This window comes from Actinosynnema sp. NPDC004786 (genome assembly GCF_053601135.1).
Genome location: NZ_JBSGBG010000055.1, coordinates 1 through 24,591, shown reverse-complemented (window position 1 = coordinate 24,591; position 24,591 = coordinate 1). Strand labels below are relative to the sequence as shown.

At 73.5% G+C, this 24,591-nt stretch carries 20 protein-coding genes; 10 read left to right on the top strand and 10 right to left on the bottom strand.

Annotated features, from left to right (window positions below; translation table 11 throughout):
• The first annotated feature begins 73 nt into the window (after positions 1–73).
• The 3 genes from ACWEFJ_RS34145 (at position 74) to ACWEFJ_RS34135 (ending at position 3,024) form a co-directional block, all read left to right on the top strand.
• Positions 74–1,024: a lysyl oxidase family protein gene (locus ACWEFJ_RS34145; RefSeq protein ID WP_449716266.1), complete on the top strand. Its 951-nt coding sequence runs from the start codon at positions 74–76 to the stop codon at positions 1,022–1,024.
• Positions 1,025–1,102: 78 nt separating this feature from the next.
• Positions 1,103–1,948, top strand: coding sequence for a serine/threonine-protein kinase (locus ACWEFJ_RS34140; RefSeq protein ID WP_449716265.1), 846 nt, complete (start codon positions 1,103–1,105; stop codon positions 1,946–1,948).
• Between the two features lie 95 nt (positions 1,949–2,043).
• Positions 2,044–3,024: a squalene cyclase gene (locus ACWEFJ_RS34135; protein ID WP_449716264.1), complete on the top strand. Its 981-nt coding sequence runs from the start codon at positions 2,044–2,046 to the stop codon at positions 3,022–3,024.
• Positions 3,025–3,188: 164 nt separating this feature from the next.
• Here ACWEFJ_RS34135 and ACWEFJ_RS34130 read toward each other — a convergent pair whose 3' ends face one another.
• Positions 3,189–3,461: a hypothetical protein gene (locus tag ACWEFJ_RS34130; protein WP_449716263.1), complete on the bottom strand. Its 273-nt coding sequence runs from the start codon at positions 3,459–3,461 to the stop codon at positions 3,189–3,191.
• Positions 3,462–3,578: 117 nt separating this feature from the next.
• On the opposite strand from ACWEFJ_RS34130, the gene ACWEFJ_RS34125 reads away from it, so the two are divergent.
• A complete protein-coding gene (locus tag ACWEFJ_RS34125; RefSeq protein ID WP_449716262.1) occupies positions 3,579–4,226 on the top strand; it encodes a dienelactone hydrolase family protein in 648 nt (215 codons plus the stop codon).
• A gap of 331 nt (positions 4,227–4,557) precedes the next feature.
• On the opposite strand, the gene ACWEFJ_RS34120 is transcribed toward ACWEFJ_RS34125, so the two are convergent.
• The gene (locus ACWEFJ_RS34120) at positions 4,558–6,153 is read right to left on the bottom strand and encodes a glycoside hydrolase family 64 protein (RefSeq protein WP_449716261.1); all 1,596 of its coding nucleotides are present in this window, start codon (positions 6,151–6,153) and stop codon (positions 4,558–4,560) included.
• A 190-nt stretch (positions 6,154–6,343) separates the two neighbouring features.
• On the opposite strand from ACWEFJ_RS34120, the gene ACWEFJ_RS34115 reads away from it, so the two are divergent.
• A complete protein-coding gene (locus ACWEFJ_RS34115; protein ID WP_449716260.1) occupies positions 6,344–7,558 on the top strand; it encodes a cysteine desulfurase-like protein in 1,215 nt (404 codons plus the stop codon).
• 183 nt (positions 7,559–7,741) lie between these two features.
• Here the strand turns inward: ACWEFJ_RS34115 and ACWEFJ_RS34110 are convergent, their stop codons facing one another.
• From ACWEFJ_RS34110 to ACWEFJ_RS34100, 3 genes are all read right to left on the bottom strand, one after another.
• Complete coding sequence (locus ACWEFJ_RS34110) at positions 7,742–8,224, bottom strand: acetoacetate decarboxylase family protein (RefSeq protein ID WP_449716259.1); 483 nt, start codon at positions 8,222–8,224, stop codon at positions 7,742–7,744.
• Positions 8,225–8,233: 9 nt separating this feature from the next.
• Positions 8,234–11,821, bottom strand: a complete 3,588-nt coding sequence (locus tag ACWEFJ_RS34105; protein WP_449716258.1) for a DEAD/DEAH box helicase — start codon at positions 11,819–11,821, stop codon at positions 8,234–8,236.
• Positions 11,822–12,000: 179 nt separating this feature from the next.
• A complete protein-coding gene (locus ACWEFJ_RS34100; RefSeq protein WP_449716257.1) occupies positions 12,001–13,131 on the bottom strand; it encodes an alkaline phosphatase family protein in 1,131 nt (376 codons plus the stop codon).
• A gap of 37 nt (positions 13,132–13,168) precedes the next feature.
• Between ACWEFJ_RS34100 and ACWEFJ_RS34095 the strand changes: the two genes are divergently transcribed.
• On the top strand, positions 13,169–13,675 hold the full coding sequence (locus ACWEFJ_RS34095) for a DinB family protein (RefSeq protein ID WP_449716256.1): 507 nt from the start codon (positions 13,169–13,171) through the stop codon (positions 13,673–13,675).
• A 55-nt stretch (positions 13,676–13,730) separates the two neighbouring features.
• Here ACWEFJ_RS34095 and ACWEFJ_RS34090 read toward each other — a convergent pair whose 3' ends face one another.
• Complete coding sequence (locus tag ACWEFJ_RS34090) at positions 13,731–16,211, bottom strand: HAD-IC family P-type ATPase (protein ID WP_449716255.1); 2,481 nt, start codon at positions 16,209–16,211, stop codon at positions 13,731–13,733.
• A 321-nt stretch (positions 16,212–16,532) separates the two neighbouring features.
• Here ACWEFJ_RS34090 and ACWEFJ_RS34085 point away from each other — a divergent pair, with 321 nt between their 5' ends.
• Both ACWEFJ_RS34085 and ACWEFJ_RS34080 read left to right on the top strand, forming a co-directional pair.
• Positions 16,533–18,866 carry a phosphoketolase family protein gene (locus ACWEFJ_RS34085; RefSeq protein WP_378091403.1) on the top strand — a complete coding sequence of 778 codons (2,334 nt, stop codon included), beginning with the start codon at positions 16,533–16,535 and terminating at the stop codon, positions 18,864–18,866.
• Position 18,867: 1 nt separating this feature from the next.
• The gene (locus tag ACWEFJ_RS34080) at positions 18,868–19,938 is read left to right on the top strand and encodes an acetate/propionate family kinase (RefSeq protein WP_449716254.1); all 1,071 of its coding nucleotides are present in this window, start codon (positions 18,868–18,870) and stop codon (positions 19,936–19,938) included.
• A gap of 139 nt (positions 19,939–20,077) precedes the next feature.
• Here the strand turns inward: ACWEFJ_RS34080 and ACWEFJ_RS34075 are convergent, their stop codons facing one another.
• The 3 genes from ACWEFJ_RS34075 to ACWEFJ_RS34065 all read right to left on the bottom strand — a co-directional run bounded on the left by ACWEFJ_RS34075 (position 20,078) and on the right by ACWEFJ_RS34065 (position 22,911).
• The gene (locus tag ACWEFJ_RS34075) at positions 20,078–20,485 is read right to left on the bottom strand and encodes a hypothetical protein (protein ID WP_378091407.1); all 408 of its coding nucleotides are present in this window, start codon (positions 20,483–20,485) and stop codon (positions 20,078–20,080) included.
• Between the two features lie 581 nt (positions 20,486–21,066).
• Positions 21,067–22,038, bottom strand: a complete 972-nt coding sequence (locus ACWEFJ_RS34070; RefSeq protein ID WP_449716253.1) for a pirin family protein — start codon at positions 22,036–22,038, stop codon at positions 21,067–21,069.
• Between the two features lie 54 nt (positions 22,039–22,092).
• A complete protein-coding gene (locus tag ACWEFJ_RS34065) occupies positions 22,093–22,911 on the bottom strand; it encodes a peptidoglycan-binding domain-containing protein (RefSeq protein WP_449716252.1) in 819 nt (272 codons plus the stop codon).
• A 224-nt stretch (positions 22,912–23,135) separates the two neighbouring features.
• Between ACWEFJ_RS34065 and ACWEFJ_RS34060 the strand changes: the two genes are divergently transcribed.
• Entirely contained in the window at positions 23,136–23,336 is a 201-nt protein-coding gene (locus ACWEFJ_RS34060) for an antitoxin (protein WP_360796023.1), read from the top strand.
• A gap of 187 nt (positions 23,337–23,523) precedes the next feature.
• Here ACWEFJ_RS34060 and ACWEFJ_RS34055 read toward each other — a convergent pair whose 3' ends face one another.
• The gene (locus ACWEFJ_RS34055; protein WP_378091412.1) at positions 23,524–23,910 is read right to left on the bottom strand and encodes an ATP-binding protein; all 387 of its coding nucleotides are present in this window, start codon (positions 23,908–23,910) and stop codon (positions 23,524–23,526) included.
• A gap of 128 nt (positions 23,911–24,038) precedes the next feature.
• Here ACWEFJ_RS34055 and ACWEFJ_RS34050 point away from each other — a divergent pair, with 128 nt between their 5' ends.
• Positions 24,039–24,368, top strand: a complete 330-nt coding sequence (locus tag ACWEFJ_RS34050; RefSeq protein ID WP_378091414.1) for an STAS domain-containing protein — start codon at positions 24,039–24,041, stop codon at positions 24,366–24,368.
• Positions 24,369–24,591: the final 223 nt, after the last annotated feature.

Below are 24,591 nucleotides of genomic sequence, written 5' to 3'. Positions count from 1 at the left end.
CGGCCGGGTTGTCGAGGTGGCTCGGTAGGTTGGCGAGTGGATCATCACGACACTGTGGACGGACGTGGGCAGGATGCTGCGAAGACGGGCGGCGGCGCTCGCCTCGGTCGCGCTGGTGGCGGCGCTGGTGGGGCCCTCGCCCGCGCGGGCGGTCGGCGGCGTGCTGCTGCCCGACCTCCGGCAGGCGCCCGTGGGCTGCGCCGGCGGGCACACCGGCGACCCGTCGCGGTGCGTGGACTGGGACGTGTGCGCGGTCGCCGACCCGGCCGGGCCCAACGGCCCGTGCGTGCAGGCGGCCCCGATCGGCGCGGTTCGGCTGAGGTTCACCACCTCGGTGGACAACATCGGCGACGGGCCGCTGCTCGTCCACGGCATCCGGCCGAGCGCCGACCAGCCGCGGATGACCGCGCGCCAGGCGTTCCAGTCCGCCGTGGACCGCTCGATCCCGATGACGTACGCGGCCGCGCAGCACGCGATCCCCGCCACCCTGTACTACGAACCCGCGCCCACCCACGAGCACTGGCACCTGCTCGGGTTCGAGCGCTTCCAACTCCGCACCCCTTCGGGTGACGCGGTGGTCACCGACCGGAAGACCGGGTTCTGCCTGGGCGACCGGTACGCCGTCAAGGAGGCGCTGGCGAACCGGCCGAGCGACGCGGCCACCCCCGAGGGCGAGCTGGCGGCGTTCCTGCGCAAGAACCGGTGCGGGCACCACGCGCCGGAGGCGTTGACCGTCGTGCAGGGCATCTCCGTCGGCGCGGGCGACGACTACACCTACAAGGTCGACTACCAGTGGCTGGACATCAGCACGGTGCCGTCCGGCGTGTACGACGTGGTCAACGTGGTCAACGGCGACCGGACGCTGGTGGAGAAGTCCTACCGGAACAACGCCTCCTCCATGGCCGTCTCCATCCGCTGGCCGGGCGGCGCGACCACCCCGCCGACCACCATCACCCAACCGCCCGAGGTGCGGCTGCTGCGCAACTGCCCCGGCGCGGAGCGCTGCGCCTCCCCGCGCGGGTAGCCCGGCCGGCGACGTTTGGCGGCGCCCGGCCGGGGGAATTCGCCAGTCGTCCGGACCGGCGAGCCGAAGGGTGGGGCCATGTCGTCGGCCACCGTGAACCGCGTCCTCGCGGGCCGCTACCGCCTGGCGGGCAAGCTGGGCGAGACGGGTCCGGTCGAGATCCACCGCGGCTGGGACGTGGTGCTCCGCCGGTTCGTCGCGGTCCGGCTGTTCGACGGCGGCGACCCCGCCGACGACCGGCGGTTCGACCACGAGATCCGCACCCTGGCCGCGCTGTCCCACCCCGGGCTGCTGTCCGTCTACGACGTCGGCACGTGCGGCGACACGGCGTTCGTCGTGATGCAGCTCGTCGAAGGCACCACGCTGCGCGACCGGCTGCTCGACGGGACGTTCACCCCCGCCCAGGTCCACGCCCTCGGCCACCAGCTCGCCGACACCCTCGCCCACGTGCACGACCGGCGGGTCGTGCACCGCGGCGTGACACCGTCGACCATCCTCCTCGACGGCGCCGACACCGCCTACGTCACCGACTTCGGCCCGGCCCGCTCCCTCGACTCCACCGCCGACACCACCCCCGTCGGCGCCACCGCCTACCTCGCCCCGGAACAGGTCCGCGGCGACGACGTCGGCCCGCCCGCCGACGTCTACGCCCTCGGCCTCGTCCTGCTGGAGTGCCTGACCGGCTACCGCGAGTACCCGGGCGACCGCGTCGAGGCCGCCGTCGCCCGCCTGCACCGCCCGCCCGAGATCCCGCACGACGTCCCCGCCGGCCTCACCCGCCTGCTCCGCTCCATGACCGCCCGCTCCGCCCGCCGCCGCCCGACGGCCGCCCGGTGCGCCGCCGCCCTGCGCCCCGCCCCGGCCGCCCTGCCGCGCGACCGGCTGCTCTGCGGCGTCCGCACCGCCACCCCGGCACGCCCCTGACCATCACAGTCCTTTTAGGACTCCCGGTGCCGCCCCCGGTGCCCCCTTCCCCGAAAGCCCCTCACGGACACGGGCCGTTCGACTAGAGTCGTCCCATGGAGACGCTCGCCTGGCTGCTCGACTCCGATCCGGCGCTGCGGTGGCAGGTCGAACGCGACCTCGCCGGCGAACCGCCCGAGGTGTGGCAGGCGACCCGCGCCAGGATCGCGACCGAGGGCTTCGGCGCGCGCCTGCTCGCCCTCCAGGACCCGGACGGCCAGTGGGCCGGCGGCGCGTTCTTCCCCGCCGGCTTCGACTTCCACGGCCCCGAGGCCGCGGAGGGAGCCGGCCAGCCGTGGACCGCGACGACGTGGACGCTGACCACGTTGCGCGAGTGGGGGCTGGACGGCGAGGTCCTGCGCGCCCGGCGGACCGCCGAACTGCTGGCCGAGAACTCCCGCTGGGAGTACGACGATTTGCCGTACTGGGGCGGCGAGGTCGACTGCTGCATCAACGCGTGGACCGTCGGCAACGGCCTGTGGCTCGGCGCCGACGTCAGCGGCATCGTCGACTGGTTCGTCGACCACCGCCTCCCCGACGGCGGCTGGAACTGCGAGTGGGTCAACGGCTCGACCCGGTCGTCGTTCCACTCGACCCTCAACTCGCTGAAGGGCCTGCTCGACCACGACGCCGCGACCGGCGGCACGGACGCCACCCGCGCCGCCCGCCGTGCCGGCGAGGAGTACCTGCTGCGCCGCTCCCTGTTCCGCCGGCTGTCGACCGGCGAACCGGTCGCCCCGTGGGTCACGAGCTTCTCCTACCCGTTCCGCTGGTTCTACAACGTCCTCAACGCCACCGACTACTTCCGCCGCGCCGCGCTGGTCGACGGCACCCCGCCGGATCCCCGCATGGCCGAGGCGATCGCCCTCGTGCGCGCCGCACGCCAACCGGACGGCACCTGGCTCCAGGCGAGGCGACACCCCGGACGGGTGTGGTTCGAGGTCGACGTGCCGGCCGGCGAACCGTCGAAGTGGCTGACCCTCTACGCCACCCGCGTCCTGAACTGGTGGGACGCCACCCACCCCGACCCCGCCTAACCACCACCCCCGCGCCTTCCTCTTCTCACCCCAATCGTGTGCGCCTCACCCCCCACCTCCCCAGGCCCTTCTCGCCCTTCCCGTCTCCCCAGGCCCTTCTCGCCCTTCCCCGTCTCCCCAGGCCCTTCTCGCTCTCCCCGTCGCCCCTCACCGACCCACCGGACTCACTCAACCGCCCGACCGTCCTCATCCTCCACGTGCACGGCCGCCCCTTCGGGCCCCAGCAGGTAATCCGACCCGGCCTCACCCGCGATCGCCGTCGACTCCCGATCACCGAAGCCACCGTCGTCATCAGGCCCGACGTACTGCGGCCCGACCGTCCCACCCGGCCCCCGCACCTCACGGTCGTCCTCCCGCTCCCACCGCGGCTCGAACTGCTCCTGCTGCTCGGACACCGGGCGTCCTCCCCGCTCCACCGCCCTGCGCTCCTCAACCATCGGTCACGCCTCCCTTCCGCCGTCCCAGCCCACAAGGGCCCGCCTACCGACCGGGTTACCCAGCCAACGCACCACCCCCTCGTTTGCCCGCTGCCGCGCCGGTGAACCCAGAACGGCATGACGGCGAGCGGCACGACGGCGGTGTCGGTCGACGCCTGGGGCGTCGACCTGGCCGCCGACCTCGGCATCCCACCGGACCCGGCCGGCGTGGTCGTGTTCGCGCACGGCTCGGGCAGCTCACGGCACAGCGAACGCAACCGCGCCGTAGCCGAGTCGCTGCGACGCGACGGGTTCGCGACGCTGCTGCTCGACCTGCTGACCGAGCAGGAGGACCGCGAGGACCGCGCCACGCGTCGGCACCGGTTCGACATCGAGCTGCTGGCGGAGCGGGTGGCGGCGGCGGTGGAGTGGGCGTCGCACGCCCGGCCGACGCGCGGCCTGCCGATCGGCCTGTTCGGCGCGAGCACGGGTGCGGCGGCGGCACTGGTCGCGGCGGCCGGCACGTACCTGGTCCGGGCGGTCGTCTCACGCGGCGGACGGCCGGACCTCGCGGGCAGTGCCCTCGCACGGGTGCGCGCGCCGACGTTGCTGGTGGTCGGCGGCCGCGACGAGCAGGTGCTGGAGCTGAACCGCGAAGCGGCCGAGCGGCTGGTGGCGCCGAGGCGGCTCGAGGTGGTCGAGGGGGCGACGCACCTGTTCGAGGAGCCCGGCGCGTTGGAGGCGGTCGCCGAGCTCGCGGGCCGGTGGTTCCGTCAATACCTGTGACGCGCCGGCCGTCGGCCCGGCCCTGTCCGCTGGCCCGGCCCTGTCCGCCGGCCCGGCCGAGACCGGGGGTGATTCGCAGACCGTGCCGAGGGGGAAGGGGACGGCTGCGGGTCGAGGGGTGCGCGGGGTGGCGGTTGGTTGCCGGCCTCGTTGTTTCAACCGACGTTCGAGGTTGACGATAACGGCGTTTTCTTTGATGAAGTTCTCAATGATCACCCGAAAGTGGCACGGGGACGAGTGCGGCAGGTGGCGATCATCATGCCACTGACGTGCGGATTCGGCACGTGGAGGGCCGAGGGGCGTGGCGTGCCGCCCCTCGGCCCGAGCGGTCCTAGCCGCGTCGCCACTTCTGGTTGGCCGTGCCGGCGCAGTCCCAGAGTTGCAGCACCGCGTCGTTGTTCGGGTTCCAGTCCGCGATGTCCACGCACTTGTTCGCCTGCGGGTTGACGAGGTCGCCCGCCGCCGTCAGGACGAACTGCTGCGCGGGATTCCCGCTGCACCCCGCGACCTGGATCGCGGCTCCGTTGGCGGTCGAGCCCCAGGCCACGTCCATGCACATGTTGTTCTCCGTGCGCAGCGTCCCGCCGGTCCACTCCCACCGCTGGTTGGTCCCGCCGGTGCAGTCCCACACGATCAACCGCTGCCCGTCGGCGAAGTTCCAGTTCGGCACGTCGACGCACTTGCCGTGCCAGGCGCTGACGATGCTGCTCGTCGTCACGGGCGGGGGAGTGGCGCCCCCGCCCGTGAACGGGGTCAGGATGATCCCGGCCGAACGGGGGTCGCCGTCGTGCACCAGCGACTCCTGCGCCTGCACGTCGTCGAACGCGAACCCGTACGCCTTGCCGTCCACCATGTTCCGGTGCACGAGCCGCGAGTAGTGGTTGGTGAGCGTCCCCTGGTAGAAGTCGGCGGGCCCGCCGCCGGGCTGGGTGTCGATCCGCCCGAGCGTGGACCGGTGCAGCGCGGCGCACAGCGTGCGCGCGATCGGGCCGACGACCTGGTCGTTGGGCGCGGCCAGCGCGCCGTCGCAGCCCCACACGTTCGCGGTCGACGGCTTCGCGAACGACGCCACCTGGCGACCGGACGAGTCCGTGAACGTCATGGTGGTGCCGGACGTGCGGCCGAAGTAGCGGATGTCCGGCCGGTCGCCGAACGGCACGACGGTCAACGTCCTGCCGGTGTAGGCGTTCCACGCCTCCGTGATGTACGGGTCGAGGTAGTTGCGGTCGAACAGGCCCGCGTCGGCGGCCTTGCCGGGCGCGAGCACGCGCAGCACCGTGCCGTCGGCCCGCGTGCGCACGGTGTTCGCCCAGCCCGGTTGCGCGCGCAGCCCGTTGATCACGTTGTCGCGGCCGTTGGCGACCAGCTCCCCGGTCTTCTTGGTCACGCCGCTCGCGCCGGTCACGGTGACCGCGTGCGGCACGGCGAACTGGTCCACCTGGGAGCTGTTCAGCCACAGCCCGGCGTCGTTGTAGGTGAACTCGCTCCAGTCGAACAGGATGTCGCGGTTCGGGTCGCCGGACGACCACGGCGCGGGCTGCACCAGGCCGTCGGGCGTCAGGAAGAACTTCAGCTTCTCCCCGAACGACATGTAGACGCGACCGGAGATGAAGCGCGGCACGCGCAGCGTCACGCTGCCGCCGTTGGCGGGCCCCGCGATCGACACGTCCGGCGCGGGCACGGGCGGGTTGGCGCCGGGCGACCACGGCGTGAACACGCCCGCCTGGTTGACGTACCCGAGCCGCCCGCCGGGCCTGATGTCGGTGCCCAGGACGTACAGGTGGACGGCTTCGGACCGGCCGCTGTGGTTGGTGACGGTGAGCGGCAGGAGGTCCGGTCCCGTGGCGGCGGCCGGCGTGGCGGCGGCCAGGGAGGCTGAGGTGGCCAGCGCGGCGACCGCGCCCAACCACTTCGTCAAGGTGCGCATCGGTGCGAACTCCTCGGTGCAGGGCAGGCTGATCCCACCCGCGGGCCGGGTTCAGGGCGGCCGGCGGGCGGCGGTCCCACGACGTCGTGAGAGCGCTTCCATAGGGTTGTTCGGTGGTCCGACCACTGTCAAGGGCGGAAAGTGACCCCGGCCACTGGAGTCGCATGTGGAAGGCGGTCAGAGTGGCGGCATGACCTACGACGTCGAGTCCGTCCGCGCCCGCTTCCCGTCCCTGGCCACCGGCACCGCGCACTTCGACGGGCCGGGCGGTTCCCAGGTGCCCGCCGTCGTCGCCGACGCGGTGCGGGACGCCCTCACCTCGTCCCTGGCCAACCGCGGCGTGGTGACCGCCGCCGAACGCGCCGCCGACGCGATCGTGCTGGACGCCCGCCGCGCGATGGGCGACCTCCTCGGCGCGGACCCGGCGGGCGTGGTGTTCGGGCGCAGCATGACCCAGCTGACCTACGACTTCGCCCGCACGCTGGCGCGCACCTGGCGGCCCGGCGACGAAGTGGTGGTGACCAGGCTGGACCACGACGCGAACGTGCGGCCGTGGGCGCAGGCCGCGGAGGCGGTCGGGGCGGTGGTGCGGTGGGTCGGGTTCGACCCGGCGACCGGCGAGCTGGACGACGTGGCCGAGGCCCTGTCGGACCGGACCCGGCTGGTGGCCGTCACGGCCGCGTCGAACCTGATCGGCACCCGCACGCCGGTGGCGGACATCGTCGCGTCGGCGCACGCGCGCGGGGCGTTGTGCTACGTGGACGGCGTGCACTTCGCGGCCCATCACCCGGTGGACGTGGCGGCGCTCGGGGCGGACTTCTTCGCGTGCTCGCCGTACAAGTTCTTCGGGCCGCACTGCGGTGTGGTGGCGGGGCGTCCGGAGGTGTTGGCGGACCTGCGGCCGGACAAGCTGCTGCCCTCGCCGGACGCGGTGCCGGAGCGGTTCGAGCTGGGCACGTTGCCGTACGAGATCCTGGCCGGCTGCACGGCCGCGGTCGACTTCATCGCCGACCTGGCCCCCACCGACCCGACCCGCGCCCAGGGTGGGCGTCGTGCGCGGATCGAGGCGTCGCTGGCGGCGGTCGGCGGGCACGAGGACCGGTTGCGCGAACGGGTCGAAGCGGGGTTGCGGGAGTTGCCGGGCGCGGTCGTGTGGTCGCGGGCCGGGTCGCGCACGTCGACCGTGCTGGTGACGTTCGACGGCCACGCGGCCGCGGACGCGTACCGGCACCTCGCGGGGTTGGACGTGAACGCGCCGGCCGGGTCGTTCTACGCGATCGAGACGTCCCGGTGGCTCGGGCTCGGCGACACCGGCGGCCTGCGCGTCGGGCTCGCGCCGTACTCGACCGACGCCGAGGTGGACCGCCTGCTCGACGGGCTGGCGGACTTCCTGCGCCATGCGTGACGTCGACCGCCGTGCCTGACGTCGGCCGCCGCGGCTGACGTCAACCGCCGGGGCGACCTCCGCGACGGCGCGGCCCGAACCGCATCCTCATCCGGCGGACGGCGACGCCGACCAGCGGCCGGTGGGGGAGCAGCCAGGCGAGCGGCCCCGCCGGGTCGATCCGCCAGGCGGCGCGCACCGGGGTCACGAGACCCGAGGCGCGCAGCGGCGTGCGGGCGCGACGTCGTCACCGAGCGCCTGCCACGTCGACGCGACCGCCGCCAGCCACACGCCGAACCGCGGCGAACGGGCGCGGACCGACGCGATCGGGCCGCGCCCGTCCCGCGCGGACGCGGTGAGGCCGTCGCCGTCCCACTCGAACGCGGCCCGTTCCTTGGGGATGCCCCACAGCTCCCGGCCACCCGCCCGCGACGCCTCGCTGTCCACCCAGATGTGCGTGATCGACACCCCGACCCTCGGGCCGCGCCGCACCAGCACGGCCGCCAGCACCTCGTGGTACGCCATGCCGGGCGGCCGGTAGTCCACGAACGCCGTGCCGACCACCGCCCGCCCGACCAGGGTCACCGGACGCGCGGGCAGCGGCGGCAGCTCCGTCGCCCGCACCAGCCACACCGCCACGCATCCGCGCCCGTTCAGCCGCCACGGCTCCGGTGGGTAGTCCGCCATCGGGGAACCTCAACTCCCCCTCGACGGCGCGGGTCGGGCCGCCAGGCCGAGCCCGCGACGCGCACGACGTGCCGGTGGCGGAGGCTCGGCCCCGGTGGACGTCGGGAGACCGGTGTAGGCGTCGAGCCACCCGGTCGCGCGGTAGTCGCCCCGCCGGGTGAACACGGCGACTCCGGCCTCGGCCGCGTCGTCGTCCTCCACCACCGGGTACGCGACGGTCGCCGACGACGTCGGCGCGGTCCACGTCCGGCCGCGCCACGCGATCACGGACGCGCCCGTGCCGCCGGTCGCGGTGGCGCTGTCGGCGTGCGCGGCGAGGGTGTAGTTCGTCGTGCGCTCCCGCAGCAACGCGGTGTAGCCGGCGTGGTCGAGCACGCAGCCCGCCGGCGACCGCCCCGGCGACCAGTCCGGCGCGCGGACGCCCCGCGCGACCGCCGACCGCCACAGCTCCGGCACCACGTCCTTGAGGTGGGCGCGGGTGGCCATCTCCTCGCACATCCACAGCAGCCGGCCGGCGCCGCGTCCGGGCGCGAGGCTCCGCCAGCGGACGCGGTGGTCGAGGTCGGCGGCCACGATCGCGATCCACGGGTGCACCGTGCCGAGCACGCCCTGCGCGGCCAGCCACGCCAGGAACCTCGGCGCCTGCTCGTACACCGGGTGCAGGGTCGCCAGCGGGATGCCGGCGGCGACCCGGCGACGTGCGGAGTCGAACAGGTGCGGTGACCGGGCCGCGAGCAGCAGCGCCGCCCACGCCAGGTCGCCCGGCGCGGTCGTCGTCTGCGACCCCAGGCCCTTCACCGACGTCGTGTTCGTGATCTGCGACGTCTTGCCGCCCGCCTTGATCACGGTGGCGACCGCGGGCCGCACCGGCTCCGGCACCGGGATCCCGGCCAGGTCGCGCACCGCGACCGAGAGCACCAGGCTGAGCGCGTTCTCCGCCTCGTCCGGGTCGTGCGGGACCGGCAACAGGCCCAACGTGCGGCGCAACCGGTGCCCGGTGTGGGTGGACACCATCATCCGCGCGGTCAGCCGGCCCAGCTCGGTGATGCCGAGCCGGCCGTCGGTCAGCGTCAGGTGGCCCTCGTCCACGAGGAACGCCACGGCCTCCTGCACCGGTTCCAGGTCGTCGTCCCCCTGCGCGTACGCCAGCGTCTCCACCCACCACGCCTGCGCGTCGTCCATCGTGCCGATCCGGCCCTGCAACACCTCGGCCAGCACGTGGTCGGGCAGCGACTCGCGGATCCTCGAGTACACCGAGTAGCCCGCCACCAGCCTGGTCTGCCAGTCGGCGCGCTGCGTCTCGTCCACGACCAGGTACGACCAGCCCTCCGTCTCGCCCGCGCCGATGCGCCCGGCCCGGCCGAACATCTGCAGCACGGTCGAGGTGTCGATCGGCTCGCCGCCGATGGAGACGTCCCGGACGATCACCGCCCGCGCCGGCAGGTTCACGCCCGCCGCGACGGTGGACGTGGCGACCAGGACGTCCGCCTCACGGGCCCGGAACGCGCGTTCGGCCGCATGTTTGTGCTCGTAGTCGGCGTAGTGCAGCCGGACGCCCACCTCCGCGCACGCCTTGGTGAGGCCGTCGACGTCGTCGGCGGCGACGGTGTGCACGGGTGCGCCCCGGTCCGCGGCGATCGCCATCGCGGTCGAGCGGACGTTGCGCTTCGACCCGCAGAACACCAGCACGCTGCCGCCCTCGGCGGTGTGCCGGTGGGTCAGGTCGAGCACGACCTGCTCGCGCAGGCGGTTGTTCGCGGTGAAGCCCGAGGCGGCCGGGATCGTCGGCAGCTGCCAGGTGACCTTCGACGGCCGCCAGGTCGTGGCGACCAGGTCCGCCTCCAGCCACTCGGCCACCTCGGCCGCGTTGGACACCGTGGCCGACAGCCCGACGATCCGGACCGGCGAGTCCGCGCCGCGGACGCGGGCCAGCAGCGCTTCCAGCAGCGCGCCGCGGTGGGGGCTGCCGAGCAGGTGGATCTCGTCCACGACGAGGCAGCCGACCTCGCCGAGGGCCGCCTGGAGGGAGCTGGCGCGGCAGATCGCCTCGAACTTCTCGGTGGTGGCCACCCAGAGGTCGGCCGCCTTGACCGCCTCGACGTCGACGGCGTACTCGCCGGACAGGCGTTCGACGCGCAGGCCCTCGGTGCGCCACGTCTCCAGTTCGCGGTCGAGTTCGTCGGTGAGCGAGCGTTGCGGGACGAGCCAGGCGGCCTTGCGGCCTTCGTGCAGGATCGCCTTCAGCGCGGCCAGCATGCCCATCGCGGTCTTGCCCGCGCCGGTCGGCGCGGTGATCAGCACGTGGGAGTCGCCGTCCACCAGGTGGGGCGCGGCCTGGGCCTGCGCGGGGTTGAGCACGGGGAACGGCAGGAACCGCGCCCAGTCGGCGGGGACGTGGCGGGTGACCGGGACCGGGTCCGGCACGTCCGCCGGGTCGACCGGTTCGTGCAGGTCCCAGAGCATGCCGAAGGCCAGCCGAGCCGCCCGCGCGCCGTCGCCGACCACCGACTCGCACCGCTCCGGCACCACCCCGCCGACGTCGGACAGCCACGCCGTGGCGGACGTGGTGGAGACCTCCTCCTGCTCCAGCCAGTGCCGGACGGCGCGGAACGGCACGCCCGCGGCGGTCAGGCGGTTGCGCAAATCGGAGAATTCGGACGAATCGGGCAAAACGACCCGCGCGTCCACACCGGGCGGCACGTCGGGGACCGCGAGCGCCGGATCGACCGTCTTGCACCACCACACGGGCCGCGATTCCAACGCCGCCAGCGCCGGCGGCAGGACCGGGGCGTCGGCGACGCGTGCGGCGGGCGCGACCTCCGAGCCGCTGAGGATGGACCGGATGCGCGCCGCCATGGCGACCGTGGACACCCGCCGCCTGGGACGGGCCTCCGGTGCGCTGCCGTCGCCGGCTTCGCCGCCGGTCGCCGCGGTGCCGTCCGGGGAATCGTCGGCCGTCGCGCCGTTGGCCGACGGCGGGTTGCCGGTTGGTGCGGGACCGCGCGCCGCGGTGTCGATTACCGCGTTCGTGTCGTTCGACCTGCCGGTTTCCGCGTCGCCGGCCTCGCCGCCGGGCACGGTCGTCGCGGCGTGGTCCGGCGTGTCGAAGGGCGCGTCGTGGCCGCCGGCCTGCGGTCGTGCGGTTTTCCGGCCGGTCGGGCGGGTCGTCGGGGCGGGGTCGGGGTCGCGGGTGGCCGGGGAGTTGGCCGGGGGTGGCGGGCTGGTGGGGCGGGGGTGGGTGGTGCGAGGGGTGCGGGAGGCGCGGGCCAGGGCTTCCAGCTGCGCGTCTTCGGCGAGGCGGCGGGTGACGGCGGCGGGGCGCAGGTCGCCGAGGACGGAGCGTTGGGCGAGCTTCAGCTCCCGCAGCGTGAACGACGCGGGGCAGGCGGGGCAGGCGACGGCGGCCTGGAGTTGTTGGCGGCCGCGGTCGGGGTGGGCGCGGTAGAGGCCGTGGAGTTCGCCTTCGCAGTTCGGGCAGCGGCGGTCGATGGGGACCGGCGAGAGCTGCCAGCCCGGCTCGGCGTAGCGCGCGATCGCGGGGTCCGGGCGGGTGCCCCACCTGGCTTCCACGACCCCGGCGACGGACGTGTCCACCACGGGTGACCCGTGCTCCACTCGTCGCCTCCGTCCCGGCCGCCTGCCCCCGGCGGCCGACACGTGATGCTATGCCGAACGCGGGCCGGGCGGTTCCGGCGGTGACGGGGCGGGGTGGTCGGCGCTCGGTCTGGTCCAACCGAGGATGGGTAACAGTGTTTCCGTACATTTCCGGGCCATGATCACCCGATCGTGTGCAGGACCGGGATGTGCTGTTCCTCCTCCGTCAGGGAGCCGTGGTGCCCCACGAACGTAGTGAGCCCCGGCTCGACGCGCGAGCGGACCAGGGCGAAGGAGTCCTTGGCGGCCACGACGAGGTCGCCGATGCGCGGCAGCACGTGCCCGGCCACGGTGGGACCGAACCAGCCCGCGGCGACGGCTTCCGACCGTGACGCGATCCACGCCCGGTCGCCCAGCCGTTCCTCCCACCTCGACCGGACCGCGTCGGGAGTGGAGGTGTAGACGTGCCGGACCCGGGCCTCGCCGCCGAACGCGCGCACCCCGTCCCGCAGCTCGTCGTCGGTGTCCAGGTCGACGGGATCGGCGACCCGCACCATGCCGTGGTCCGCCGTCACGACCAGCGCGCCACCGGGCGGCAGGCCGTCCGCCACCGCCGCGGCCAGCCGGTCCACGAACCGCAACTGCCACCGCCACGGGTCGCTGCCCGGCCCGTACACGTGCCCGAGCGCGTCGAGGTCCGCGTGGTAGGCGTAGCAGAGCACCCGGTCGGCCGACCGCAACGCCTCGGCCACGCGCGTCACCAGATCGCCGAACCCGAGCACGCCCCCGAACCGGCCACCGCGCAGCACCGCCCGCGACAGACCGCTGCCCTTCTGGTCGCGGGGCAGCACGAGCCGCACCTCCACGCCCGCGTCGGCCGCCGCCTCGAACGCCGTCCGCCGCGGCTGCACCTCCTCCGGCACGAGCACCGACCGCAGGTCGACGTGCTCCGCCGCCCCGTACCGGGACCAGCGCAACGCGTTCAGCACCTCGTCGCCGTGCGCGAACGAGTAACCGACCAGCCCGTGCTCACCGGTCGGCAATCCGGTGCCCAGGGCGGCCAGGCTCGACGCCGTGGTGGACGGGAACCCGGCGGTGATCGGACCGCCGGCCAACGACGCCAGGAACGGCGCGTCCTCCTCGTGCTCCCGCAGCAGCCGCCACCCGAGACCGTCCACGAGCAGCACGCACACCCGCCGCGGCCCGGACACGCCCAGCACGTCGACCATCCCGGGCACGCCGAGCCCGGCGAGCAGCGACGGGACGACGTCGGCCAGCGATCCGCTCCCGTACCGGGGCACCACGGGGTCCATGCCGCCCGACCCTAGCCCGCCGGGGAACGATGTCCCCATGACGACCGAACGGATCAGCCCGCCGCTGCGCGGGGGCGAGCGGGAGACGCTGCGCGCGTTCCTCGACTACCACCGCGCCACCCTGGCCCTGAAGTGCGACGGGTTGACCACGGAGGATCTGCGCCGCCGGTCCGTGCCGTCGTCCACGTTGTCGCTGCTCGGCCTGGTCCGGCACATGGCCGAGGTCGAGCGGACCTGGTTCCGGCGGGTGATCAACAACGAGGACGTGCCGCTGGTGTGGTCGCCCGACGGCGACTTCCAGGCCGCCTACGACGACTCCGGGGCCACCCGGTCCGAGGCGTTCGAGGCGTGGCGGGCGGAGGTCGCGCACGCGCGCCGCATCGAACGGGAGGCCGAGTCGCTCGACGTCGCCGGCCACCACGCGCGCTGGGGCGAGGACGTGTCGTTGCGCCTGGTCATGCTGCACCTGATCCACGAGTACGCCCGGCACAACGGGCACGCGGACCTCCTGCGCGAAGGCATCGACGGCACGGTGGGCGTGTGACGTCACGGGGGACCGCCGGGTCTTCGTGGATGGCGGTCGTGCGGGCAGTGCGAGGTCATGGATCCCCCTGGTGGGTAGTGGTGGACAACGGGTCGGGTGGTTCGGCGGTGTGGACGGGGCGCAGGACGACGCGGCCCACGAGCTCGACCGCTGCCGCCGCCACCGCGCCGATCGCCAGCCCGACCAGCAGCCGTTGCGGTGTCACGGCCAGCAGGAACACGTCGGTCGCCAGCAGCGGCACGGCGAGGATCACGGCGGCCGCCGTGGCGAGGCCGGCCAGCAGCACGACCTTCCAGCCGGCCAGTGGACGCGCCAGCAGCGACAACGTCCACAGCGACGCCACCAGCACCACCACCGTCGCCACCGTCCGACCGGCCGCCGTGCCGCCGGACGGGTCGAGGGCGCGGATCGCCAGGTCGCCCGCGAACGCCGCCAACCCGATCACCACCCCGGTGGGCACGGCCAGGCGCAGCACCCGGCCGAGGAAGCCCGGCACGTAACGGCGGTGGTTCGGGCCGAGGGCCAGCACGAAGCCCGGCACGCCGATCGTCAGCGCCGAGATCATGGTCAGCTGGATCGGGGCCAACGGGTAGGCGACGCCGCTCACCAGCACGACCAGCGCCAGCACCAGCGAGTACGCGTTCTTCACCAGGAACAGGTTCGCCGCGCGCTCGATGTTGGCGATCACCCGGCGTCCTTCCGCGACCACGTCCGGCAGGTGGGCGAACCGGCTGTCCAGCAGCACCAGTTGCGCCACCGCCTTCGTCGCCGCGGCCCCGTTGCCCATCGCCACGCCGATGTCGGCGTCCTTCAACGCCATCGCGTCGTTGACCCCGTCACCGGTCATCGCGACCACGTGCCCGCGCCGCTGCAACGCGCCCACCACGGCCCGCTTCTGCCCCGGCGTGACGCGCCCGAACACGGCGGAGGTCTCCAGCACGTCGGCCAGCTCGTCCGGGTCCTCGGGCAACGTGCGGGCGTCCACCGCCTCGCCCGCCGCCGAGATGCCCGGCACGCCGACCGACACCGCGACCGCGCCCACGGTGCGCGGGTTGTCACCGGAGATCACCCGCAGCGTGACACCCTGGTCGGCGAAGTACCGCACCGCGTCGGGGGCGTCGTCGCGGACCCGCTCGGCCAGCACCACCAGCGCCCGTTCGGCGAGACCCGCGGGCAGGGACGCGTCACCCCCGGAAGAGCCCCCGTCCGGGCCGGTGGCGGAGCCGGCGGTCGGGCCGCCGGGCGGGACGGCGGTGGCGGCCGGCGGGCCGGTCGAGTCGGTGGAGGCCAGGACCAGCACCCGCTTGCCCTGCGCCGCGAGGTCGGCGGCGCGGTCCACCGCCGGCCCGCCGGCCGGGAACACCATCTCCGGTGCACCCAGCACCCACGTGCCGTCACCGTCGGTGTCCACAGAGGACCACTTGCGGGCCGAGGAGAACGGCACGCCGCCGGTGCGCCGCCACGTGGTCTCGCGGAACGTCCCGGCCAGCGCGGCCGAGGTCGCGTTCGCGTCCGGCGCGGTCGCCAGCAGCGCCAGCGCTTCCCGTACCTCCTCTCGTGGACCGTCCGTGATCAGGGAGTCGAACACGATGTCGCCGTGCGTGAGCGTGCCCGTCTTGTCCAGGCAGACGACGTCGACCCGGGCCAGCACCTCGACCGCGGGCAGTTCCTGCACCAGCGTCCGCCGCCCCGCCAGGGTCACCGCCGCCACCATGAACGCCAGGCTCGTGAGCAGCACCAACCCTTCCGGGACCATGCCGACCAGCGCCGCCACCGCGCCGGTCAGCGCCTCCTGCCAGCCGCTCGTGTCCGGGCTGCGCAACTGGCTCCACAGCAGCAGCGGACCGACCACCAGCATCAGCAACGAGATCCACCGCAGCAGCGTGTTGGTGCCCGCCACCAACTCCGACCGGACCACGGTGAACCGGCGGGCCTCCGCGGTGAGCCGCGTCGCGTAGGACTCCGCGCCGACCGCCGTGGCCTGGAACGCGCCCGACCCGGCCACCACGATCGAGCCGGACCGCACCTCGTCGCCGACCGCCTTGTGCACCGGCTCCGACTCGCCGGTCAGCAGCGACTCGTCCACCTCGAGCCCGTCCGCCGCCGTCACCACGCCGTCCGCCACGACCTGGTCGCCGGTGCGGAGCCCGATCAGGTCGTCGGCCACCACCTCGCCGACGGCGATCTCGGACGTCGCGCCGTCACGGGTCACCCTGGCGCGCGGCGCGTTGAGCACGGCGAGCCGGTCGAGGGTGCGCTTGGCCCGCAGCTCCTGCACGACGCCGATCGCCGTGTTCGCCACCACGACGAGCCCGAACAGGCCGTTCTGCCACCGGCCCGTCGCGAGGATGACCAGGAACAACGCCGTCAGCAGCCCGTTGAACGGCGTGATGATGTTCGCCCGGACGATCTGCCCGACGCCGCGGCTGGTGCCCGTGGTGACCGCGTTGGTCCGCCCGGCCCCGACCCGCTCCGCGACCTCCGCCGAGGTCAACCCCTCCGGGCGGGTCACCCGCCCGTCGGCGACCCCGGACATGCGCACCTCCCGCGCTCCGACCGGGGTCCATCGTCACCCGGCCCGCGCGCTCCCGCCCGTCCGCCGGCGGACCGACGCGCGCGAGAGCAGGGTCCGGACACGTGCGGGGCGCGGGGACGAGCGACCGGACGCGGCCGCTGTGCCCAGGGGACGGGACGGGACGGGGAATGACGGTGGAGGAGAAGTTCATGGCAGGAACGGTATTCGAACTTCCGTTCAGCGGTCATCACTCGAACAGGGGCGTAGATGATCACTATCGGGCGATGTTCGGCGTGTCCGCTCGAGTTTCGGCCGGCGGTGCGGGGAGCTAGCGTCGGTGCCATGCCGTCGACCGACCACACCGCGGACGACCTGGACCTGCTGGACGCCTACTGGCGCGCCGCCAACTACCTCTCCGTCGGGCAGATCTACCTGCTCGACAACCCGCTGCTGCGGGAACCGCTGCGCCCGGAGCACGTCAAGCCGCGCCTGCTCGGCCACTGGGGCACCACCCCCGGCCTCAACCTCCTCTACGCGCACATGAACCGCGCGATCCGGCAACGCGACCTCAACGCCTTCTACGTCACCGGCCCCGGCCACGGCGGCCCCGGCCTCGTCGCGAACGCCTACCTGGAGGGCACCTACAGCGAGGTGTACTCCACCATCGGCGAGGACGTCGACGGCCTGCGCGCGCTGTTCCGCCAGTTCTCCTTCCCCGGCGGCATCCCGAGCCACGTCGCGCCCGAGACGCCGGGCTCGATCCACGAGGGCGGCGAGCTGGGTTACGCGCTCCTGCACGCCTACGGCGCGGTGTTCGACAACCCCGACCTGCTGGCGTTGTGCGTGGTCGGCGACGGCGAGGCGGAGACCGGTCCGCTGGCCGCGAGCTGGCACTCGAACAAGTTCCTCGACCCGTCCCGCGACGGCGTGGTGCTGCCCGTGCTGCACCTCAACGGCTACAAGATCGCCAACCCCACGGTGTTGTCGCGCATCCCGGACGACGAGCTGGCCTCGTTGCTGCGCGGCTACGGGCACACACCGCACTTCGTGGCCGGCGACGAGCCGAAGGCGGTGCACGAGCAGCTGGCGTCCACCCTGGACCGGGTGCTGGACGACATCGCGGAGATGAAGACGTCCCGGCAACGCCCGCCGTGGCCGATGATCGTGCTGCGCACCCCGAAGGGGTGGACCGGACCGCGCGAAGTGGACGGTCGTCAGGTCGAGGGCACGTTCCGCGCGCACCAGGTGCCGCTGGCCGCCACCCGCACCGACGCCGGCCACCGCGCGCAGCTGGAGGAGTGGCTGCGCGGCTACCGGCCCGAGGAGCTGTTCGACGAGAACGGCCGGCTGGCGCCGGAGTTGCGGGCCCTCGCGCCGACCGGCGACCGGCGGATGAGCGCCAACCCGCACACGAACGGCGGACGCCTGCTGCGCGACCTGCGGATGCCCGACTTCCGCGACCACGCGGTGCCCGTGACCCGCCCCGCGGTGGAGAGCAGCGAGGCGACCAAGGTGCTCGGCGGGTTCCTGCGGGACGTGGTGCGCCGCAACCCGGACAACTTCCTGGTGTTCGGGCCGGACGAGGTGGCGTCCAACCGGCTGTCCGGGCTGTTCGAGGTGACGGGCCGCAAGTGGTGGGCCGGCGTCGAGCCGGGCGACGACCACCTCGCGCCGGACGGCCGGGTGCTGGAGGTGTTGTCGGAGCACCTGTGCCAGGGCTGGCTGGAGGGCTACCTGCTGACCGGCAGGCACGGCCTGTTCACCAGCTACGAGGCGTTCATCCACATCGTCGACTCGATGCTCAACCAGCACGCCAAGTGGTTGAAGACGACCCGCGTCATCCCGTGGCGCGCGCCGCTGGCGTCGTTGAACTACCTGCTGTCGTCGCACGTGTGGCGGCAGGACCACAACGGCTTCAGCCACCAGGACCCCGGTTTCCTGGACCACGTGGTGAACAAGAAGGCCGAGATCGTCCGCGTGTACCTGCCGCCGGACACCAACACGCTGCTGTCGGTGATGGACCACTGCCTGCGCAGCCGGCACTACGTGAACGTGGTCGTGGCGGGCAAGCAGCCCGCGCTGACCTACCTGGACATGCCCGACGCCATCGCGCACTGCACGCGCGGCCTCGGCATCTGGGACTGGGCGGGCACCACCGAGGGCGAGCCGGACGTGGTGCTGGCGTGCGCGGGCGACATCCCGACGCTGGAGACGCTGGCGGCGGCGAAGCTGCTGCGCGAGCACCTGCCCGACCTGAAGGTCCGGGTGGTGAACGTGGTGGACCTGATGCGCCTGCAGCCGGACACCGAGCACCCGCACGGCCTGCCCGACCGCGACTTCGACGCGTTGTTCACCGCCGACAAGCCGGTGGTGTTCGCGTTCCACGGCTACCCGTGGCTGATCCACCGCCTCACCTACCGCCGCACGAACCACGCCAACCTGCACGTGCGCGGCTACCGGGAGGAGGGCACCACGACCACGCCGTTCGACATGGTGATGCTCAACGACCTCGACCGGTTCCACCTGGTCATGGACGTGATCGACCGGGTGCCGTCGCTGGGCGGGGCGGCGGCGTCGCTGCGGCAGCGCATGGCCGACGCCCGGCTCGCGGCCCGCCGGCACACCCGCGAGCACGGCGAGGACGACCCGGCCATCTCCGGCTGGACGTGGAGCTGACGTGCGGGTCCTGGTGGTCAACGCGGGCTCGTCCAGCCTGAAGCTGCGGTTGCTCGCGGCCGACGACCGGGTGGAGCGCACGGCGGACGTGGAGCCGGACCCGGCGCGCCTCGGCGAGGTGCTGGACGACTGGCCGACACCGGACGCCGTGGGGCACCGGGTGGTGCACGGCGGCACGCGGTTCACCGACCCCGTGGTGCTGGACGACCTGGTGCGGCAGGCGCTGGTCGACCTGACCTCGCTCGCGCCGCTGCACCAGCCGAAGTCGTTGGCCGGGTTGGACGCGGTGCACCGGCTGCTCCCGGACGTGCCGGCGGTGGCGTGCTTCGACACCGCGTTCCACACCACGATCCCCGCCGCGGCGGGGACCTACGCCGTGCCGAGGCGGTGGCGCGAGCGGTACGCGATCCGCCGCTACGGCTTCCACGGCCTGTCGCACGCCTACTGCGCGCGCCGGGTGGCCGAGCTGGCGCCGCCCGCTCCGCGGATCGTCACGTGCCACCTGGGCGCGGGCGCGTCGCTGGCCGCGATCGCCGACGGGCGCAGCGTCGACACCACCATGGGGTTCACCCCGTTGGAGGGCCTGGTGATGGCCACCCGGTCGGGCACGGTGGACCCCGGCCTGGTGCTGTGGCTGGAGGAGCACGAGAAGTTGTCCCCGCACGAGGTCGCGACGGCGTTGGAGGAGGAGTCGGGGCTCACCGCGCTGGCCGGGACCGGTGACCTGCGCGAGATCGACGCGGCGGCGGCCGGCGGCGACGCGGACGCCGTGCTGGCGCTGGACGTCTACACGCACCGGCTGGCCGGCGGCGTCGCGGCCATGGCCGCCGCGCTGGGCGGCCTGGACGTGCTCGCGTTCACCGGCGGCGTGGGGGAGGGGTCGGCCGCGGTGCGCCGCCGCGCCGCCGAGCGGCTGGCGTTCCTCGGCGTCGCGATCGACCCCGAGGGCAACGAGCGGGCCGACGGCGACACCGAGATCACGGGAACGGGCGCGACGGCGCGGACTTTCGTCGTCGCCGCGCGTGAGGATCTGGAGATCGCGCACGGCACGCGGGCCGCGTTGAGGGCCTGACGGTTTTTTCCATGCGGAGAACCCCGCGCGCTGCCCGGGGTAAGGGCGGCGCGCGGGGTCGGTGCACCATTGGTTTTGTGACTCAGGTGCGGGTCCGGTCGAATTGTCGGCTCGACCGTCCATCCGGTCGGGCGGGAATTCAGAGCAGGTCGACGAACACCTTCGAGACGTCGATGTCGTCGATGATGTCGGCGTTGTTCAGGGCGTCGACCACGGCGCTCTTGAACACCAGGTTGTCCTCGACGTTCACGTCGTCGATGACGTCCTTGATGGTGACCTCGACCGCGTCCAGCTCGGCGCCGTTGAGCACCTTGATGTCGTTGCCGCTCAGCACGTCGCCGATCGTGATGACCGAGTCCGGCAGGTCGATCGGCACCTGCACGGTGGTGTTGATGGTGCACACGATCACGTTGGCCAGACCCGTCGGGTCGGAGTTGATGCACGACGCGTCGGGAACGGTGGTGGCCTGGGCGGCGGTGCTGCCGCCGAACACCATCGCACCGGTCATGACGGCCAGCGCGGCACCCGAGGCAAGACGCTTCAACACGAGGTCTCCTTGGTGTGGAATCCTTCTCGATTTCGCCGGGATCGGCGACACCACAAATAAAGCAGAACGCGCGGTCGGGCGCACCCCTTCCACCCGCGCCTCGGACGATCAGGTGGCCGGAAATTACGCCGATCGTCCGAGGCGGGGATCGGGGTTGTATTCGGTGGCGAATCGACCCCGCTTGACGGAACGTAATCGGACGGTGGGCCGAGAGGGTGGCGGGGCGTCGTGGAATCAGAGCGGTTCTCTTATTCCCCGCGCCGGCGGGGATCGCAGCCACGAGTTGTGCGGAGAGCCGGCCCGGCACGGGTGGCGGAAGTGCTCCGCCGGGGTGGTCGACCGGGTCCAAACATGCCGTTTCGGCGAATTCCCGGCCGAGACATCACAGTGTTCTGCGTCACAGGGGCGGGTGGTGTCGCATCGGCCGATGTCGATCTCGGCCGATCGGCGGCGCGGGCGACGCCGTCGTGGCCATCGTCGTGATCATGGTCCACGACCCGGTCGTCGTCCCGGAGGCGTGGGCCGGGCATGCGGCGGCCCACCTCGCGACCGCTACCGGTCGTCGTCGCCCTGCCGGACGGTCAGCCCTGGGGCGGGTTGCCGCGCGGCCGGAGCCTGCCACCGGGCAACGGCGGCGCGGGCAGCCGGTCGCCGGGGTAGCCCTCGACCCGACCGAACCGCTCGGACCCGGCCTGCCACTGCTCGCGGAACAGGGCGACCTCCTCGTGGCTGCGGCCGACGAAGTTCCACCACATCACCAGGTCCTCGCCCAGCGGCTCGCCGCCGAGCAGCACCACGCGGGCCGCCGCGGCCCCGGTGTTGACCAGGTGCAGCGTCGTCGCGCCGAGGCCGACGTAGCCGAGCGAGCCCCCGGTGAGCGGCGTGCCGCCCAGCTCGACCGCGCCGACGTCGACCAGCACGCCGTGCTCGAACGCCGGGTCCACGTCGAGCGCGAGCCGCGCGCCCGGGTCGAGCACCAGCTCCGCGCCCAGCAACGGCGTGAAGGTGCGCACCGGGGACGTGGCGCCGGCGACCGTGCCGAGGAACACGCGCGCGGTCGCGCCGTCCAGCGCCACCGCCTCGGGCACGTGGTGCTGGAAGTCGCGGGGCGCGTCGCGGTGGGCGTCGGGCAGCGCGATCCACAGCTGCACGCCGTGCAGCACGGTCGTGCCGGGGGTCGACACCTCGGAGTGGCAGATCCCGTGCCCGGCGGTCATCAGGTTCAGCTCGCCCGGCCGCACGAGCGCGTGCACGCCGAGGCTGTCCCGGTGCTCGATCTCGCCGCTGAACAGCCAGCTCGCGGTCTGCAGGCCCGTGTGCGGGTGCGGCGCGACGTCCATGCCGCCGGTGACCGACACGTCGTCCGGCCCGTAGTGGTCGGCGAAGCACCACGCGCCGATCAGCGACCGCTGCCGCTGGGGCAGCGTGCGCCGCACCGTCATCGCCCGGGGCCCGCCCAGCGGCACGTCGCGCGGGGCGAGCACCTCGACCGCCGCGGCGCCGGACGTGCTCTCGCAGATCAGCTCGGACGGGTGGGTCTCCACGTTGCTCATCGTGACCCCGTTCGGACGACCATCAGCCCATCGTAGATGGGCCGTGGTCCCACCCTAGAGCGAACGCTGGTACTCCTCCCACGTCCGCTTGGGCGAGACCGCCGGGCCGTCGTCCGGGCCCCGGTCGGCCAGCCCGTTCAGGCCGAGGTGGTAGTCGCCCGCCTGGTGCTGCGCGCCGGGCGACTGGTCCGGGTCGTTCACCGCGATCGCGTGGATGTGGTAGTCGAAGCCCTGCGCCGGGGTGCGGACCCAGGCCGCGAACCCGACCTGCCGCAGCACCCTCGCCACGGTCGTGCGGGTGGCGGCGGTCATGCCGGACACCGAGAGGTCGAGCGCGCCGCCACCGTCGTGCGTGCCCGCCGAACCCGGCACGCCGCCCGGGTTGTAGGAGCCCTGGGTCACGGTCAGCGACCGGCCGAGCAGCCGTTCCGCCTCCACCAGCATGGCCTTGGTGCGGGTGTTCATCAGCCCGCCCCGGTAGGTGACCCGGCTGCCCGCCGACACCGCCCGGGTCACGGTGTAGGTCGTCTCGCCCAGCAGGCGCAGCGAGGTCGGTCCCGGCAGGCCGGACGCGTCCAGCCCGGTGTAGCCGAGCGACCGCTGGTAGGCGGCGTAGGCGTCGATCGTCCTGGTGCCGAAGTGGCCGTCGACGTAGGTCGGGGCCAGCAGGCCCTTCGCCGCCAGCGCCCGCTCGACCAGCCGCACGCTGTCCCCGCTGCCGGGCGTGACGGCCGAGTCGGCGCGGCGCGGGTCGATCTGCGCGGCCTTGAGCACCGCCTCCATGTCCACCACGGGCAGGGCGGTGGCGGCGCTCGCGGGCGTGGCGAGGCCCACCGACCCGATCAGCGCGACGACCGCGGCTACGACTCGCACGACGTTCACGTCCACCTCCGGTCGGCACCGAGGAACCCGGGTCAGTCAAGCGCGAACCGGCCGTTGTTGGCAATAGTTGACGTCAATAGCCCACACTTGGTTGGTAACCGACGGCCTCACTCGACCGGGTGAGTTGCGGGTGTGGTCGCATCATCCGCGGCGGCGCGCGGGAACCCCCGGGGGCGAGTGTCCACGCGGGACACCCGGAGGAGGTTCGAGCGCAGATGGGCATCGGCGACAAGTTCGACGAGCTGAAGGACAAGGCCAAGGACGCCCTCGGCCAGCACGGCGACAAGGCGGACCAGGGCATCGACAAGGCCGGCCAGTTCGTCGACGAACGGACCGGCGGTCAGCACTCCGAGCACATCCAGACCGGCACGGAGAAGGCCAAGGAGGGCCTGGACCGGTTCCGCGAGCAGCAGTAGCCGGAGGGAACACCGAGGGCCGTCCCCCGCCGGAGGGGGCGGCCCTCGTCGAATAAGTGCCGTACCCCTACGGATCGCGTCCCGGCTTGTTCCCGTCCGGGTGTCAGCCGACAGTGGTTCGTGCCGCGCCGTTCCTGCCGGAGCGGCCCGCCACCGAGCCCCGGTCGGTCCCTGCCCGGCCGGGGCCTCAGCCGTCCAGCTCGGCCCAGACGACCTTGCCGTCCGGGGTCGGGTCGGAACCCCACGCCCGGCTCAGCGCCGCCACGATGATCAGCCCGCGCCCCCGCGCGGAGTCCACCTGGACCGGCCTCGGCTGCGGCGGCGTGGCCGACTGGTCCGCCACCTCGATCCGCAGCCCCGTCTCCGTCCGGGAGAGCGTCAACCCCACCGGACCGCTCGCGTGGTCCACCGCGTTGGAGACCAGTTCCGTCACCACCAGGTTGGCGTCGTCGATGGTGTCCTCGGACAAGCCCCAGGACGCCCCCGCCTCGCCCAGCACCTGCCGGGCCTGCGCCGATGCGCCCGCCGAAGCGGGCAGCGTCACGGCCACCGGCGCCGCTGGCTCGTTGCGCACATCCGCTCCCCGTTGATCGGCCGTTACCGCATCGTCGCACATCCTCCCGGCGCGCCACCGAGCGGTCGTCCCCGGTACCGCGACACGGTATCGGCACCGGGTCCTCCCGGTGGCTAGGCTCGGGGACCATGGAGTTGCAGGTGCGCAGTGAGGAGCGGGGCGGCTGGACGGTCGTCGCGGTGTCGGGCGAGCTCGACGCGGACACCGTCCCGGTGCTGTCCGACCGCCTCGAGGAGAGCACGAGCGCCCATGTCGTGGTGGACCTGAGCGGCGTGCCGTTCATGGACACCACAGGGCTGTCGCTCATGCTCGACTGGCACCGCAAGCTGGACGGCGAGGGCGGCGAGTTCCGGATGGCCTCCATGCAGCCGGCCGTGCACAAGCTGTTCCGGCTGACCGAGCTGACCGAGGTCATGCACATCCACGAGACCGTCGAGTCGGCCACCGACGGCCCTTGATCGCCCACCCACAACCAACCCCCACCCCACCCACAACGGACCCCAGCCCACCCATAACGGCCCCGCAGCGCGCCCACAACGGACCCGCAGCCACCCACCAAGGCTCGATTTGACATGGGTTCGGGTGCCTTAGTGATCAGTTCAGAATGAGTTTCCGTAGGCAGATGATCGAGCAGGCCAGGCTGAGGATGGCCTGGTGGACATCGGCTCGTCGTTCGGTCCG

Excerpts from the sequence above, each read along its gene's own strand:
- ACWEFJ_RS34145 (WP_449716266.1), top strand. The coding sequence starts at position 74 with ATGCTGCGAAGACGGGCGGCGGCGCTCGCCTCGGTCGCGCTGGTGGCG.
- ACWEFJ_RS34140 (WP_449716265.1), top strand. The coding sequence starts at position 1,103 with ATGTCGTCGGCCACCGTGAACCGCGTCCTCGCGGGCCGCTACCGCCTG.
- ACWEFJ_RS34135 (WP_449716264.1), top strand. The coding sequence starts at position 2,044 with ATGGAGACGCTCGCCTGGCTGCTCGACTCCGATCCGGCGCTGCGGTGG.
- ACWEFJ_RS34130 (WP_449716263.1), bottom strand. The coding sequence starts at position 3,461 with ATGGTTGAGGAGCGCAGGGCGGTGGAGCGGGGAGGACGCCCGGTGTCC.
- ACWEFJ_RS34125 (WP_449716262.1), top strand. The coding sequence starts at position 3,579 with ATGACGGCGAGCGGCACGACGGCGGTGTCGGTCGACGCCTGGGGCGTC.
- ACWEFJ_RS34120 (WP_449716261.1), bottom strand. The coding sequence starts at position 6,153 with ATGCGCACCTTGACGAAGTGGTTGGGCGCGGTCGCCGCGCTGGCCACC.
- ACWEFJ_RS34115 (WP_449716260.1), top strand. The coding sequence starts at position 6,344 with ATGACCTACGACGTCGAGTCCGTCCGCGCCCGCTTCCCGTCCCTGGCC.
- ACWEFJ_RS34110 (WP_449716259.1), bottom strand. The coding sequence starts at position 8,224 with ATGGCGGACTACCCACCGGAGCCGTGGCGGCTGAACGGGCGCGGATGC.
- ACWEFJ_RS34100 (WP_449716257.1), bottom strand. The coding sequence starts at position 13,131 with ATGGACCCCGTGGTGCCCCGGTACGGGAGCGGATCGCTGGCCGACGTC.
- ACWEFJ_RS34095 (WP_449716256.1), top strand. The coding sequence starts at position 13,169 with ATGACGACCGAACGGATCAGCCCGCCGCTGCGCGGGGGCGAGCGGGAG.
- ACWEFJ_RS34090 (WP_449716255.1), bottom strand. The coding sequence starts at position 16,211 with ATGTCCGGGGTCGCCGACGGGCGGGTGACCCGCCCGGAGGGGTTGACC.
- ACWEFJ_RS34085 (WP_378091403.1), top strand. The coding sequence starts at position 16,533 with ATGCCGTCGACCGACCACACCGCGGACGACCTGGACCTGCTGGACGCC.
- ACWEFJ_RS34070 (WP_449716253.1), bottom strand. The coding sequence starts at position 22,038 with ATGAGCAACGTGGAGACCCACCCGTCCGAGCTGATCTGCGAGAGCACG.
- ACWEFJ_RS34060 (WP_360796023.1), top strand. The coding sequence starts at position 23,136 with ATGGGCATCGGCGACAAGTTCGACGAGCTGAAGGACAAGGCCAAGGAC.
- ACWEFJ_RS34050 (WP_378091414.1), top strand. The coding sequence starts at position 24,039 with ATGGAGTTGCAGGTGCGCAGTGAGGAGCGGGGCGGCTGGACGGTCGTC.